Consider the following 15,091-nt stretch of genomic DNA (forward strand, 5'->3'; position numbering starts at 1 on the left):
CTGACCCTCGTCGAGTCACGCACGGTGGCCGGCAAGGTCGTCCTGCTCCCCGACGCCGCCTGATCGAGCCGGTCAGGAGGAACCGGCCGCCGATTGGTGGCGGCTGCGGATCTCCTGGTAGACGGCTCGGAAGAGTTTCGGACGGGCGTGGAAGTCGACGCCCTGAGCCCACAGTTCGGTGTTGATCGTGGCGCCGTCGTGGCGTTCGATCAGGACCGTCATGTCGTCCTGGAGTTCCCACCAGCCCAGTTTGTGGGTGGAGCGGTGCAGGTGGACCGCGGCGATGTCGCGCCAGTACATGGTCCGGGACCGCACCAGGCCACGGATCAGCAAACCGTGGCTGCTGACGTAGACGCCGTGCTGGAGGATCCGCCAGGCGCCGATCACCCAGACCACCGCGAGCACTCCGGTGATCGCCCGGACCCCGTGCCCGATCAGGTCGAACTGGCGAATCGAGGCCCAGGTCAGGAGTCCGAGCGCGGCGGCCTCCCAGGCGATCACTAGCCAACGGCCCGTTCCGGGCGGGTAGGGGCGGATCCAGTGCGAAGCCACACGATGAAGTATGCCGCCGCTTATGCGGTGGCCAGCACTCCATCACCGATGACGATGATTTCACCGGCCCCGGCGGTGATCGCGGCCGCGTAATGCCGCAGCCAGGACCGCACCCCGTCAGGCGTGCCGGTGGCGTAGGCGCCGGCCGAGCCGACGTACTCCGGTTCACGCTCGAGGTGGCCGACTTCGACACCGACCAGGCCGCGCGGGTCGAGACCACGCCCGATCAGGGTGAGGCGGGCGGCGGCTCGGGCCACCACTCCGGCCGGGCCGGCGAACGGGCGCAGCGTGATCAACTCAGCGTGGACGATCGCGGCGAGAAGCATCGGCGGGGTGGTCTCGTTGCCGGCTACCAGACCGGCCAGGGCGTCGATCCGGTCGGCGCCGGAGGTGAGCCGCCCCAGGTCGTGGTCGTGGACCACGCCGCGGGCCGCGAGGACGTGCAGTTTCGCGAGCACCTGACGGGGCGCGCGGGACCACAGGTCGACCAGTCCGGGCAGGGCTTCGGCGACTCGCAGGGCGCCTTGCACCACCGGGTCGGTGACTGTTCCCCCACGTACCTCATCGCGGTCGAAGATGTTGCCTTCGAGGGCGGCGCTCGCGACTGCGGCACGCAGGCTGACTTCGGCGGCGACCTGGCCGCCGTGTTTGCGCAGGGCGCGGTGCCGGTGGGCGGCGTCGACGGACTCTCGGGCGGCGGCGAAGGCTGGCCCGACATCGGCGAGGTCGAGCAACGGGGCGAGTGGATCCACATGACCACGGTAGTGAACGTGGTCGGCGGTAAAACAGCGGAAACATGGGGTGCACAAATGAGCGCGTAACTGGCAAGATTCGCGCAGTAGTGAGCATCTATGCGCCAGTCAGCGCGCGCACGGGACCATCGGGCGCGGGCAGGGCCGTAAACCGCTCCGGCGCAACTAGTGTGCAGTTGAAGAGATCCCGGTCACGGTGAGGAGCCGCTCTCATGAGTGAGACATTGGAGAATCTGTCCTCGGAGACACGGCAGTTCCCGCCGCCCGCGGACCTCGCGGCGAACGCGAACGTGACTGCCGAGGCCTACGAGGAGGCCGCGTCCGACCGGCTGGCGTTCTGGGCGAAACAGGCTGAGCGACTGACCTGGGCCAAGCCATGGCACCAGATCCTGGACTGGTCGAACCCGCCGTTCGCCAAGTGGTTCGTCGGTGGCGAGCTGAACATCGCGTACAACTGTGTGGACCGCCATGTCGAAGCCGGAAACGGCGACAAGGTCGCGATCCACTGGGAGGGCGAGCCGGGCGACACCCGCACGGTCACCTATGCCGAGCTGCTGAAACTGGTCAGCCAGGCGGCCAACACGCTCACCGACCTGGGTGTGACCGCCGGCGACCGGGTGATGATCTACCTGCCGATGATCCCGGAGGCCGCGGTGGCGATGCTCGCCTGCGCCCGGATCGGGGCGACGCACAGTGTCGTGTTCGGCGGCTTCTCGGTGGACGCGCTGGCCACCCGGATCGACGACGCGGACGCCAAGGTGGTGATCACCGCGGACGGCGGTTACCGCCGGGGCAAGCCGTCGGCTCTCAAGCCGACTGTGGACGAGGCGGTGGCCCGGGGCGACCGGATCGAGCACGTGCTGGTGGTCCGCCGGACCGGCCAGGAGGTGGCCTGGACGGCGAAGGACAAGTGGTGGCACGAGACGGTCGAGCAGGCCAGCCCCACGCACGAGGCCCAGCCGTTCGACTCCGAGCACCCGCTCTTCATCCTCTACACCTCGGGCACCACCGGTAAACCCAAGGGCATCCTGCACACCACCGGCGGGTACCTGACCCAGACCTCGTACACGCATCACGCGGTCTTCGATCTGAAGCCGGAGACCGACGTCTACTGGTGCACCGCCGACATCGGCTGGGTGACCGGCCATTCGTACATCGTCTACGGTCCACTCTCCAACGGCGCGACCCAGGTGATGTACGAGGGCACACCGGATACTCCGGACCGTGGCCGGTTCTGGCAGATCGTCGACAAGTACAAGGTGTCGATCCTCTACACCGCGCCGACACTGATCCGCACCATGATGAAGTGGGGCGACGACATCCCCGCGAAGTACGACCTGTCGTCCCTGCGTGTCCTTGGCAGCGTCGGTGAGCCGATCAACCCGGAGGCGTGGATCTGGTACCGGGAGCACGTCGGCCGGGAGCGCACCCCGATCGTGGACACCTGGTGGCAGACCGAGACCGGCGCGATCATGATCTCACCGCTGCCCGGGGTGACCGCGGCGAAGCCGGGTTCGGCGATGACCGCGCTGCCCGGCATCGGCGTCGAGGTGATCGACGACCAGGGCCAGCCGGTGCCGAACGGCGGCGGTGGCTTCCTGGTGCTGACCGAGCCGTGGCCGTCGATGCTGCGCACCATCTGGGGTGACGACAAGCGGTTCATCGACACTTACTGGTCGCGGTTCGAAGGGGTCTACTTCGCCGGGGACGGCGCGAAGAAGGACGAGGACGGCGCGCTCTGGCTGCTCGGCCGGGTCGACGACGTCATGCTCGTCTCCGGGCACAACATCTCGACCACCGAGGTGGAATCGGCGCTCGTGTCGCACCCGTCGGTGGCCGAGGCCGCGGTGGTCGGCGCGGCCGACCCGACAACCGGTCAGGCGATCGTCGCGTTCACCATTCCGCGCGGCAATGTGGACACCGCCGGCGAGGCGGGTGAGGCGCTGATCAAGGATCTGCGCAATCACGTGGCCAAGACACTCGGCCCGATCGCCAAGCCGCGGCAGATCATGCTGGTGGCCGAACTACCGAAGACCCGGTCCGGGAAGATCATGCGGCGTCTGCTGCGGGACGTGGCGGAGAACCGGTCGCTGGGCGATGTGACCACGCTGCAGGACTCAGCAGTGATGGATCTCATCTCGTCCGGTTTGAAAACGGCTAAATCCGAAGACTGACAGATTTCAATAAAGGCTGGTAGTGCGCAGGCACTACCAGCCTTTCGTCGTATATGCCGGTTCTGGTGTTATGCCATGGTCATATCGAATAACCATTGGTCATCAATATCCTCCACGTTCCCCGAACATCAGTTGGTTTGCATACGTTCACCTGAGCCCCGAACATCGGGACCGTTTCACGCCGGACGCCCGTACCCCGTGTGTATCCGGCTGGCGAAAGCGGAGGTAAACGTAGTGCGCAAGGTGGTCGCAGGACTGCTCGGCGCCGTGGTCGTGACCGGCGTCGGGGCATTCACCCCGACGCTGGCAATGGCGGCGCCACCATCGGAAACAGCCCCGGCTGCGCCGGCCAGTGAGTCCGCTCACGCCGACGACCATGACCTTCCCAACCCCCTCGAGGAGAAGCGCCGCGCACTGCGCGAGCAGGCAGTCTCCGAGGTGTTCAGCGGTAAGGCTCAGGTCGAGACCCGGAACGGCAGCAAGATCGTCAACCTCGGTAAGACGTACGGCAACGGTGGCTTCGGCCGGGCCGGCAAGAACCAGTACGTCGAACTCGCCCGGGAGAAGACCGACAAGATCTTCGTCATCCTGACCGAGTTCGGCAACGAGCGGCACCCGAACTTCCCGGACCAGGACACCACCGCGGCGTACGCCGGTCCCTCGACCTTCGAAGGCCCGCTGCACAACGCGATCCCGGCACCGGACCGCAAGGTCGACAACAGCACGATCTGGCAGTCGGACTACTCGCCCGAGTACTTCCGGAAGCTGTACTTCGGCACCGGCAAGGACACCGAGTCGGTCAAGACCTACTTCGAGACCCAGTCGTCCGGCCGCTACAGCGTCGACGGTCAGGTCTCCGACTGGGTCAAGGTCCGGTACAACGAGGCCCGTTACGGCCGGTCGAACGACATCCCGAACGACGCCAACGGTGACGACCCGAACGTCTGCTCCAGCAGCAACTGCACCAACGTGTGGGCGCTGGTCCAGGACGGCGTGAACCAGTGGTACGCGGACCAGAAGGCCTCCGGCAAGACCGAGGCCCAGGTCAACGCGGCGCTGGCGGAGTACGACGTCTACGACCGTTACGACTTCGACGGTGACGGCAACTTCAACGAGCCCGACGGTTACCTGGACCACTTCCAGATCGTCCACTCCGGAGGCGACCAGGCCGACGGTGACCCGTACCAGGGCGAGGACGCGATCTGGAGCCACCGCTGGTACGCCTACTCCAGCAGCATCGGCCTCACCGGCCCGGCGAACAACAAGCTCGGCGGCGCCAAGGTCGGCACCAGTGACCTGTGGGTCGGCGACTACACGGTTCAGCCGGAGAACGGTGGCCTGAGCGTCTTCGTCCACGAGTACACCCACGACCTGGGCCTCCCGGACGACTACGACACCAGCGGTCTCGGTGACAACAACAACGAGTACTGGACGCTGATGGCGCAGAGCCGTCTGAGCGCGAAGAAGGACCAGGGCATCGGTACCCGCCCCGGCGACCTCGGCGCGTGGAACAAGCTCCAGCTCGGCTGGCTCGACTACGAGACGGTCAAGGCCGGCGCCAAGAAGGTCGTCAACCTCGGTCCGCAGGAGTTCAACACCAAGAAGAAGCAGGCCTTGGTGGTACAGCTGCCGGACAAGCAGGTCACCACCGACCTCGGTGCGCCGTACGCGGGCACCAAACAGTTCTTCTCGGGCAACGTCGACGATCTGAACACCTCGCTGTCCAAGTCGATCGACCTGACCGGCAAGACCAGCGCGAGTGTCTCGCTCCAGGGCCGGTACTCGATCGAGCTCGACTACGACTACCTCTACGCCGAGGTGTCCACCGACGCCGGCGCCAACTGGACGAAGCTCAACGGCACAGTCGGCGGCGCTCCGTTCATCGCCGACGGCGCCGGCAGCCCGGCGATCAGCGGTTCGTCCGAGGGCGCTTGGGTCGGCATCAACGTGCCGCTCGACGCGTACGCGGGTCAGAAGGTCGACTTCCGGCTGCACTACATGACCGACGGTGGTGTCTCCGAGGGCGGCTTCTTCGGCGACGAGCTGACCGTCACCGCCGATGGCGCGGTCGTCTCCACCGAGGGCGCCGAGGCCACCTCGACGTGGACCCTGGGCGGCTTCACGATCGTGGGCGGCACCGCCACCCAGACGTTCCCGCACTACTACATCGCGGGTAACCGGACCTACACCTCGTACGACAAGTACCTGGAGACCGGTCCGTACAACTTCGGCTTCGCCAACACCAAGCCGGACTGGGTGGAGCACTACAACTACCAGCAGGGTCTGCTCATCTCCTACTGGGACACCTCGCAGGCGGACAACAACACCAACGTCCACCCCGGTGAGGGTCGCAACCTTTACATCGACGCGCACCCGAAGCCGAACCTGAACCCGACCGGGGTTCCGTGGCGGGCCCGGGTCCAGGTCTACGACGCGCCGTTCGGCTTCTACCCGACCGACGGCATGACGCTGCACCTGAACGGCGTCAAGTCGGTCATCAAGCCGCTGCTCGGCAAGCCCGTCTTCAACGACAAGGACAAGTACTTCTACGAGGAGCTGCCGAACCACGGCGTCAAGCTCCCCGCTGTCGGCGTCAAGATCGCGGTGCTCGGCCAGGTCGGTACGGCACTGACCGTCGGGGTCTACTGATCCACGAGTTCGTCAAAGGCGGCGCCCGGGGTTCTCCCCGGGCGCCGTCCCTCGTACGGGAACCGTTTACCCCTGCGATTCGTCCCATCATCGACGACTTACGCGGGAAGGATCAGTTTCATGCGCACTCAAGCCACGTACCGGATCGGTCTGGCCGTAGCCGCCGGAGCGGTCATCGCCGGATGCGCCAACAGCGCGGCTTCGCCCGCCGCTTCGTCCGCTCCATCCCCGGTGGTCCCGACTTCGACTTCGGCCAGCCCACTGCCCACCATCACACTGACCGAGAAGCCGCCCAAGGAGCCGACCGACAATCTGCCGGAGACCGGCTGGATCGCCGGTATGGTCACCATCGGAGGAAAGGGTCCGTGTTACGGCCTGCTCGCCGACGACGGCCAACGGTACGCGCTCTACAGCACCGCCGGCACCGAACTGGCCAAGGGCGCCCGGGTGAAGGTCCAGCTGGAGACCACTCCGATCCGGATCTACTGCGGTCCCGGCACATTGATGGCGATGACCGCCTCGGAACCGATTGAATGATCACGGTGCGGCTCCATTTCGCCACGGCCCGGCACCGTCTGTGACAACGGGACTTAGGCTGACCACATGGGCGGTCGGGTGGACGAGTCGTGCGTACTGACGGAGGGGCCGTGGAGCCACCGTTTCGTCGGTGCCAACGGCAGCCGCTTCCACGTCGCTGAAGTCGGCACTGGCCCGCTGGTCCTCTTCCTGCACGGTTTCCCCGAGTTCTGGTGGGCCTGGCACGACATCATGACCCACGTCGCGGACGCGGGCTTCCGCGCCGCCGCGATCGACCTGCGTGGTTACGGTGCGAGCGACAAACCCCCGCGTGGGTACGACGGCTACACGATGGCCGCCGACGTCACCGGACTGATCCGTGCCCTGGGCGAGCGATCGGCGACGGTGGTCGGTGCCGGAGCCGGCGGCATGATCGGCTGGGCGGCCGCCTCGTTCCATCCGAAACTGGTGAACCGCCTGGTCGTGCTCGGTGCCGCGCATCCACTGCGGTTGCGCGCCTCCCTCTTCGCCGACCCCCGTGGCCAGCTCAACGCGTCCTCACCGGTGGTCCGGTTCCAGGTGCCGCGTTTCGAGCACGTGCTGACCCGGGACAACGCCGCGATGGTCGGCGAACTGATGACCCGGTGGAGCAGTGCACGGTTCGCGGCGACGCCGGAGTTCGCGGAGTACTCGGCGCGCTGCCGGGAGGCCATGCAGATCCCGCAGGCCTCGTTCTGTGCTCTGGAGGCCTACCGCTGGGTGGCCCGCAGCGCGCTGCGCCTGCAGGGGTACCGGTTCGTCAAGCTGATGCAGCGCCCGTCGAACGTGCCGACGCTGCAACTGCACGGCGGGCTCGACACCGCTGTGTTGCCCCGGACCGCGCAGGGTTCAGGACGCTACGTAACCGCGCCGTACGAGTGGCGTCTCCTGCCGGAGGTCGGGCACTTCCTGCACCGGGAAGCCCCGGATCTGGTGACCGGCGAGATTCTGCGCTGGTTGAAGACCCCTTCCTGAGGTTGGTCTTACGGTCCGCTTAATTGACAGTTAATTGATCAACTGGGCGTCGGATCTGCCCTAATCTCACGTTCGGTAGCGGATGGTACCGCTCCCAAGAACTACTCAACGTGACCGACCGTCCCCACCCGATGTGCCGGCCCGGTCCCCGAAGCACCTCGGGCCGGCACCGAGAACTCCGAGTACCAGGGCTGTCCCGGCACTCGGCAGGCCGACCTCACTCGCCCACGGCGCGAACCCCCCACACGTGCCGCGGGCGGTTGATCGGCCCGGAGAGTCCGAACCCGGCACCGGTGACCACCCCCCTTTTTCTCTCCTCCTCGGTCACCGGAGGCCTGGAACGGGCGAAGGGCTCCCCGCTCAGCGAGCGGGGAGCCCTTACCAACGTCTTCGCCCGGCGGACGCGCGGCAGTCTTGAGCTGCGGCGACATCGCGTGTCGCCACGGGACGGGTAGTCGCTTCCGGTGCCCGGTAGGCGTACCAGAGATTCGGGTCAGACCTTGTGTTCGTACCGGTCGCGGACCTCGTGGGCCGGCGCCCAACCCTGGTAGACGCCGTAGTCGAACTCTTCGAGCCCGAGCTGGCGCGCGACCGGAGCACGACCGCCGGTGTACTCCAGACGCAGCCAGTTGTCCGCCTCGGCCAGAACCACGAACGGCTCGCCACGCCACGTGCAGAGCGTGCGGACGTAGGCCATCTCGTCGTATTCCTCGGGGTCCAGAACCCGGACGTAACGCCCGGGTTTGACCTCCTGGAAACCGTCGGCCGGAGTGGTGTCGTAGATCCGCACCTTGTCCCCGTCGGGGGCGGCGTCGTACTCCCGCCCCTGCCAGGTGACCACGTAACCGTCGCGCATCACTACTCACCCACCCGGCGCCACAACGGGCCGTCCGCGTCGAAGATCGCCAACATCCGCTCGTTGCCGTCCACATCGGTGCGCCAGAGCTGAGCGCCGTGCGGCAGGCGGACACTGTCCACCTTGAACTCGGCGACCACGTCCCGGCCCTCACCCGGCGCGAACCCGTTGCCCCGGAACGGCGGGCGTTCGATCACCCAGCCGTCCATGGCACGCAGGGCCTGCTCGTTCTGACCGCCGTAGGGGATGCGGTAGAGACTCGGCCGGTACGCCGGCCAGCGCAGCACGAACGCCTCTTTCGCGTCCGGCTGGAACGGCGACGACTCGTAGAACAATCCGAGGGCGCCGAACAACTCGCCCGGCGTCCGCAGGTGCTCGACCTCGGAAGCCCGGTGCACAAAACCGGCGATCCGGTCGTAGCCCCGGTCGAGGTAGTAGTCGACCTGCTCCGCGCAGATCGTCTTCTGCATGACGGTGGCCTGCTGGGCCTCGTCACTGGCGGGTTGCGGAGCCGGAACCGGGGCGATCGGGAACTCCGTCACCAGAGTCTCGGCGGGATCCGCACCGAGACCGGCCTCGGTGGCCCAGTTCGCCAGCGCGATGATCTGGGCGCCCGGGTACTTCGCGCCGACCGGAGTCCCCGGGTTCACCGCGAACGACCAGGACGGATCGGGCCAGTTACGGATCAGCTCGTAGAAGCGGGCCTCGATCGTCCGGGTCGGCTCGCCGAAGTGCTCGAAGAGCCGGTCCTTGCTGGTGAAGACGATGAGGAACCGCTCGCCGTCGAACTCCTCGGGCAGGAAGGCGAAACCGGACTCGCCGGGCGCACTACCAGGGCGGGAGTGGCTGGCGACCGGCACGAGCACCTTCGCCAGCAGCAGCGTGGACAGGAAGACATCGGTGTTACCGGTGTCCGCCGCGTCCTGCAGCTCCCGCTCGGTCTCGTTCGCTGGGACGAACTCCTCGGCAGCCGGACCGCGTGATCCGGTGGCCGACCCGGAGACACCCATGTTCGTCACGGCCGGCGAGGTGTAGCCACCGTTCGCCACCGGCAGGAGCTGGGTCGCGAAAGCGGACTGGGACTGCGTGGCGTACGCCGACGCCGGACTGCCCTGCGGCGGAAGACCGTAGGACGCCCCCGGGGCTGAGGACGGCGGAGCGGTGTACGCCTGCGGGGTCGCCGGACCCGAACCGCCTGGAACCGCGGCCCCGTAACCCGAAGCCGGGTAGGAAGCCGACCGGTCGACACCGGGCGCACCCGGAATCACCGGCGGAAGCAGGTTCGTCATGGTCGTGGCCGCGGGGCTGTCCACGGCCTCGGGCCGCGGCGGCGCGATCGACGGCGCGGGCCCGGACGGGCCGAACCGGTCAGTCGCCGAATCCTGCCTGGTCCAGGTGGGGGCGGCGATCTCACCTGTCGGGGTACGGCCGGTGCCGAGCGCCTGCGCGGCAGCGGCCATCGTCGTGGGCCGCTCGGACGCCGGGGTGACCTGACGGCGCGGCAGCGCGCCAGGAGGCCCACCGGCCGGACTGACCGGCTGCTGGCCGTTCCCGGGTCCGGCACCATTCCCGGGTCCGGCAGCAGGCCCGGACGGGCCGTAGCCCTGGGCCGCACCGGGTTCAGCCAGGTTGAAGCCAGGGGCGGCACCGGACGGACCGAAGCCCGGCGAGCCCCCACCAGGACCCGACGGACCGAAACCGGGAGCTCCACCACCGGAACCTTGCGGACCGAAACCGGGAGCGCCACCGGCAGGACCGGGCGGGCCGAAGCCGGAAGCGCTGGAATCGGGGCCGTAACCGGGAGGTGCGTTGAAAGCGCCGGTGTTCGATCCGGCGAAGCCGCCGGGCGCGGCGAGGCCTGAGGTCGGCGCGGCGGCCGGAGCCGGAGAGGCCGGGCGGATCGTCGGCGAGGTCGGAGCAGGGCCGCCACCACCACCGCTGTTGGCGGCGTTCGTGCTGGACGGGACGAACCCGGCCATGCTCGACATCGAGCCGCCACCGCTTGAGTTACCAGGCTGCCGCCGGGGCAGGGCACCGCCGAGCGGGGGTGCCGCGGGCGGCGGACCGGCCGGACGGTTGACCGGCGATGGTGCGGGCGGAGCAGGAGCAGGCGGGGCCAGCGGTGCGGGCGCGGGCGGTGCGGCCGGAGGCGTGGCCCGGTTGCCGGCCCAGTTCTGGTCGACCTGGACTTCCGCCGGGTCGTACGGCGCGACGTGCTCGGGCACCGGCGGTGTGTTGGCCATCGGGGTCCGGACCGGCAGGGGCGCCTTCAGGTCCTGAAGCGGCCCACGCGGGTCCTCGTCCGAACGGAACGGCATCCCGGCCTTGTCCCAGCCGGGAGTGGCCATACCGGCACCGTTCACCGGTGAGCCGAAGCCCGGGCCCGAACCGGGACCGGGAATCCCGGAGACCGGGACGGCAGCCGGGTTGCCGGACATCGGAACGGCGGAGACCGGCGCTGGTCCCGGACCGGAGACACCGGGCCCGTAACCAGCACCAGGACCGGCACCGTAAGCAGGACCGGGACCAGGACCGGCGAACCCGGACACCGGGATCGCGGAAACCGGAGCAGGCCCGGAAGAGGGGAAACCGGGTGCCGGAGCGGCGGAGGCCGGTGCGGAACCGGAATCGGCGAACCCGAAAGCCGGGGACGATCCCGGGAATCCGGGCGCCTGACCGTTCCCTGGCCCGGCCGGGCTCTGCGGAGCACCAGGAACAGCTGGCGGCTGGTAGGCGGCGGGCGCTGCCGGAGCAGCGGGGCTCCGGGTCGGCAGACCGCTGGCGCTGGTCCCACTCGGAGTGCGAACCGGCAGGCCACCAGGCCCGATCGGCGGCTGGGCGGCAGGCTGCGGCGGACCGAACCCACCCGCGGCGCTACCCATGGAAGAAGAAGCAGGCGCACCCATAGGCGAAGGACCAGGCGTGCCCATCAACGGGGCAGACGCACCCATCGATGGGACGGGCGTGCCCACCGGCGGAATCGGGGCCACTGCCGGAGCCACCGCTGGCACGGCAACCGGTGCGGCTGGGGCGGGAGGCGCGACTGCAGCGCCCGGCTCCGAGTCATAGGTCGGGCCACCGACCGCGCTCTCACCACCGGACCGGCTCGCCGCCAGGGCGGCCGCACCCAGTTCCTGGATCTTCGAGGCGCCGTTGTTCGCCTCGCGTCCGGGCCCACGGGTGGGCAGCCGCAGATCGCCTCGGGCGAGCTGAGCGACGAACCAGGCCGGAAGGTATCCCTCGATGGGCAGGCCGGGGTTGACCGCCAGCCACCACTCGAGATTCGGCCAGGTGTTGGCGAGTTCGGCGTACGGCACTCGCCGAGCCGACCCCGTGTAATCCGCCAGACAGGACCTCAATGCGGCGTTCGACGTGAACGCCAGCACGTGGGTGCGACCACCCGTGCTCCACGTGCCCCAGCCCATCGGCGCAAGGCCGGCCAGAACGTCAGCGGAGACCGGTAACAGTAGGTCGACACCGGCGAGAATGCGGAAGTAAGACTCCTGGTCGTCGGTGCGCAACGCGTCGCGCATCGCGACTTCGGCGTCCGTAGCCGGTTCCCACTCGGACACGTCCACCTCTCCCCACGCGTGTCAACGAGCCAACTCAACGCGTATAACCTACAAGGTCAGGCCGCAATCACAATGGGCGGCGGCATGCTGACAATCGGAACGTACTTTTGGCACGTTCAGCATGACCTCGCCCAGCCCCCGCGAACACCCCTCGATCGCCTGAGGCGATCATCCAACAACCGATGGTAACCGCGGGAGCCGGCCTGGCCACTACGCGAACGGGCGACCCGTGCCTCGACTCACCGACAGCGCCTCACTGGAAGCGCTGGGTCGCCGCCCGCTCGGTGTCGCCGTAATCGCTCGCCGAGTCGGTGACCGCGCCCTGGATCTGCCGCAGGATGTTGGACAGGTCCTCGGAGGCGTTCCGCCAGCGCTGCTGACGCTCCGCGTAAGCCTCCTTCGCGGCACCGTCCCACTCCTGGGACAGTGCGCCGCCGACGGACTCGGCCTCGTCGAGCTTGGCGCGCAGCGTGCCCAGCGCCTTCTGGATGTCGGCGCTCGCCTGCTGGAGCGCGCCGAAGTTGACAAGCAGCATGCCGTCACTCATGGGTTTCCTCCGTTAGATCAGAGCGGAAGGGAGAACGTGCCGCCGGTCTTGGCGACGCGGGAAGCGGCCTCACTGTCGGAGGCGGTGTAGCTGGTGCCGGAGGTGCGAATCGCCTCCGCGGTCTCGGAGAGCGCGTTGTTGAGGCTCCGGAGGTCAGCCGCATATTCCTGCTTGACCTGCTCGAACGCGGAAGCGCCGAGGCCCTTCCACGAGCCGCTGAGCACCGACAGCTCGTTCATCAGGTCGGACAGCATCTTCTGCAGGTCGTTGTTGACCTCATCGAACTTCGCGGCAGCGCTCGCCATCGAATCGGCACTGGCTCTGGTCTCTGCCATCGGACGTCACCCCTCTCGTAGAACAATCCGCTGTGGACCAGCGCCACATCGACGCGGGCCACTAGGCTAGCCGGTCGCGACCAGGCTCGCCGCCCGCGATCGACATCGGCGCCGACGTTAGCCGCCCGAAGCGACCCGCGTCAGCCCCCGGGCCGCAACCTGTGGATAACCCCGCATTCCTGCTCAGGGCTGTGGACGGCCCCAGATCAAACGGCTCGCTGCCCTACGATGGGCCGCGCGTCACCGTGCATGACCGTCCGGCAACCGAAAGGGTGGGGCCTCGTGAGCACCGAAGTCGCGGTTCCCATGACCGAAAGCCTGATCCGGCCACGCCTTGGGGGCCGGATGCTCGGTGTCCGGCCGGAGCAGATCGTCGCGACCCAGGTCGCGGTGGTTCTGGTGCTGACCGGGCTGGTGCTGGGCGGGATCGCCATGGTTCCGGCCGTCGCCGTCGCGGCCGGTGTGCTGGCCCTGACCTGGCTGCGGTTGCGGGGCCGGTGGGCCTTCCAGTGGCTCGGCGTCGCGGCCCGGTTCGGCGGCCGCCGGCGGGCCGCCCCGGTCGACAGCCCCGGTGCGCTGATGGCCTATGCGGCGCCCCGGGTCCGGATGACGACTCTGGACCTGCCCACTGGGCCGGCTGCCGTGTTCGCCGACGATTCGGGCCTCACCGTCCTGGTCGAGCTGGGTGATCCGGCTGACGAGGCGTCACCCATCCCCTCCTTCTCGACGCTGCTGCACGCCACCGGGCGAGACCAGTCCCCGTCCGGTGACGATCAGCCCCAGATCCGGGTCCAGCTCGTGCTGAGTGCCGTCTCCGCGCTGTCCAGCCGGGCGGGCACCGACCGGGCGCAGGGCTCCTATCGCACTCTCGCCGAGGGCAGTTCGCTCGGCCATCTGCGGGCGGTGCTCGCACTGCGGGTCTCCCGGGCCGGCGGCTGGTCGGAGGACGAGCTGCACCGCAGTCTCGGCGGGTTGACCCGCAGGCTGACCCGCCGTCTCGGCACCTCCCAGGCCCGTCCGCTGGGTGACGTCGCCGCCCAGCGGGCCATGGCGGACCTGGCGAACATCGAGGGCGGCGATTCCACCGGTGGCCGGGAGAGCTGGAACAACCTGAGCCTCGGCGGTCTGGTCCAGGCGACGTTCCGGTGTCAGCCGGCGTCCGGGGCGGATCTGTCCGGCAACCTGGTCACCCGCATCCTGCATCTGCCGGCCGCCGCCACCACGGTGTCCCTGACGCCGACGGCACTCTTCGTCCGGCTGGCCGCGCCCGACGTCACCGAGTTGGAAGCGGCGTCCCGGGCGCTGCGGTCGCTGCTCGCCGCCGAGCATGTGCGGCTTCGCCGGTGGGATGGGGCGCACCTGCCCGGCCTGACCGCGACGCTGCCGCTCGGTGGCGCGGCGGTGGACGGCCCGGTGTTCGGTGTTCCCGAGGTGCCGATCAGTCCGGCCGGCATGATGCTCGGCCGCAACCAGAGCGGCGGGCCGGTCCTGATTCGCCTGTTCCGGCCGGAGCCGACCCGCGCACTGCTGGTGGGCGGGCTGCCGGGAGCGCACATGCTGGCGTTCCGGGCGATGGCGGTGGGCGCCCGGGTGCTTGTCCGGACGACTCGGCCGCAGGCGTGGGAGCCGTTCGTGCGTGGCGCGGCCGTCCCCGGCGACTCGATCACGGTGATGCCGGCCGGGCGGCCGTTCGAGGCCCCGGCCGGTTCGGTGCGGCGCCCCGCGCTGACGATTCTGGACACCGGCACGGCACCGTCCGGGCCGGAGCCGGACCGGGAGGCCGGCTGGCGGACCACCCTGATCGTGCGGGACGACTTCGGGGCCTCCGACGTGCCCCATGCCACTGAGGCCGACCTGGTGGTGCTTCAGCAACTCCGGCCGGCCGAGGCGACCCTGCTCGGCAACACGCTCGGGCTCGGCGACACCGCGAAGTACTTCCCCCGGATGCGTCCCGACATGCTCGCGGTGATCAACCGGCGGGCGGTCCGCTGGGCGGTGTGGTCCCAGACCCCGATCGAGCAGAGCTTGATCGGGGAGCCGTTGCGCGGTCAGTCAGCACCCTGATTTCTTAACTCCGGCATAGATCTCCGAGGGATCGCGGGGTGTCGTTTCCACAGGTGGACA

Annotated in this window: 11 protein-coding genes; 5 read left to right on the plus strand and 6 right to left on the minus strand. The window is 68.9% G+C overall.

Going from position 1 to position 15,091, the window contains the following annotated elements:
- Positions 1-72: 72 nt before the first annotated feature.
- Both BLU81_RS31685 and BLU81_RS31690 read right to left on the minus strand, forming a co-directional pair.
- Positions 73-552 (minus strand): PH domain-containing protein, encoded by a 480-nt coding sequence (locus BLU81_RS31685; protein ID WP_092549528.1) that lies wholly within the window; start codon positions 550-552, stop codon positions 73-75.
- Positions 553-572: 20 nt separating this feature from the next.
- Entirely contained in the window at positions 573-1,304 is a 732-nt protein-coding gene (locus tag BLU81_RS31690) for a Fic family protein (protein ID WP_092549530.1), read from the minus strand.
- A 212-nt stretch (positions 1,305-1,516) separates the two neighbouring features.
- Here BLU81_RS31690 and acs point away from each other — a divergent pair, with 212 nt between their 5' ends.
- The 4 genes from acs (at position 1,517) to BLU81_RS31710 (ending at position 7,657) form a co-directional block, all read left to right on the plus strand.
- Positions 1,517-3,478, plus strand: coding sequence for an acetate--CoA ligase (acs, locus tag BLU81_RS31695; protein ID WP_092549533.1), 1,962 nt, complete (start codon positions 1,517-1,519; stop codon positions 3,476-3,478).
- A 309-nt stretch (positions 3,479-3,787) separates the two neighbouring features.
- The gene (locus BLU81_RS31700; protein WP_092557913.1) at positions 3,788-6,127 is read left to right on the plus strand and encodes an immune inhibitor A domain-containing protein; all 2,340 of its coding nucleotides are present in this window, start codon (positions 3,788-3,790) and stop codon (positions 6,125-6,127) included.
- A 120-nt stretch (positions 6,128-6,247) separates the two neighbouring features.
- Positions 6,248-6,664, plus strand: coding sequence for a hypothetical protein (locus BLU81_RS31705; protein WP_092549535.1), 417 nt, complete (start codon positions 6,248-6,250; stop codon positions 6,662-6,664).
- Between the two features lie 66 nt (positions 6,665-6,730).
- Positions 6,731-7,657 carry an alpha/beta fold hydrolase gene (locus tag BLU81_RS31710; protein ID WP_092549538.1) on the plus strand — a complete coding sequence of 309 codons (927 nt, stop codon included), beginning with the start codon at positions 6,731-6,733 and terminating at the stop codon, positions 7,655-7,657.
- 493 nt (positions 7,658-8,150) lie between these two features.
- On the opposite strand, the gene BLU81_RS31715 is transcribed toward BLU81_RS31710, so the two are convergent.
- The 4 genes from BLU81_RS31715 to BLU81_RS31735 all read right to left on the minus strand — a co-directional run bounded on the left by BLU81_RS31715 (position 8,151) and on the right by BLU81_RS31735 (position 12,967).
- Positions 8,151-8,516 (minus strand): hypothetical protein, encoded by a 366-nt coding sequence (locus tag BLU81_RS31715; RefSeq protein WP_092549541.1) that lies wholly within the window; start codon positions 8,514-8,516, stop codon positions 8,151-8,153.
- On the minus strand, positions 8,516-12,085 hold the full coding sequence (locus BLU81_RS49985; protein ID WP_231953606.1) for an SseB family protein: 3,570 nt from the start codon (positions 12,083-12,085) through the stop codon (positions 8,516-8,518). Before BLU81_RS49985 ends, BLU81_RS31715 begins: the two co-directional genes overlap by 1 nt.
- A 253-nt stretch (positions 12,086-12,338) precedes the next feature.
- Positions 12,339-12,632, minus strand: coding sequence for a WXG100 family type VII secretion target (locus BLU81_RS31730; protein ID WP_092549544.1), 294 nt, complete (start codon positions 12,630-12,632; stop codon positions 12,339-12,341).
- A 17-nt stretch (positions 12,633-12,649) separates the two neighbouring features.
- Entirely contained in the window at positions 12,650-12,967 is a 318-nt protein-coding gene (locus BLU81_RS31735) for a WXG100 family type VII secretion target (protein ID WP_092549547.1), read from the minus strand.
- A 282-nt stretch (positions 12,968-13,249) separates the two neighbouring features.
- On the opposite strand from BLU81_RS31735, the gene BLU81_RS31740 reads away from it, so the two are divergent.
- Positions 13,250-15,031 carry a type VII secretion protein EccE gene (locus tag BLU81_RS31740; RefSeq protein WP_157751855.1) on the plus strand — a complete coding sequence of 594 codons (1,782 nt, stop codon included), beginning with the start codon at positions 13,250-13,252 and terminating at the stop codon, positions 15,029-15,031.
- Positions 15,032-15,091 lie beyond the last annotated feature (60 nt).

Source organism: Actinoplanes derwentensis, assembly GCF_900104725.1.
Taxonomy (GTDB): domain Bacteria; phylum Actinomycetota; class Actinomycetes; order Mycobacteriales; family Micromonosporaceae; genus Actinoplanes; species Actinoplanes derwentensis.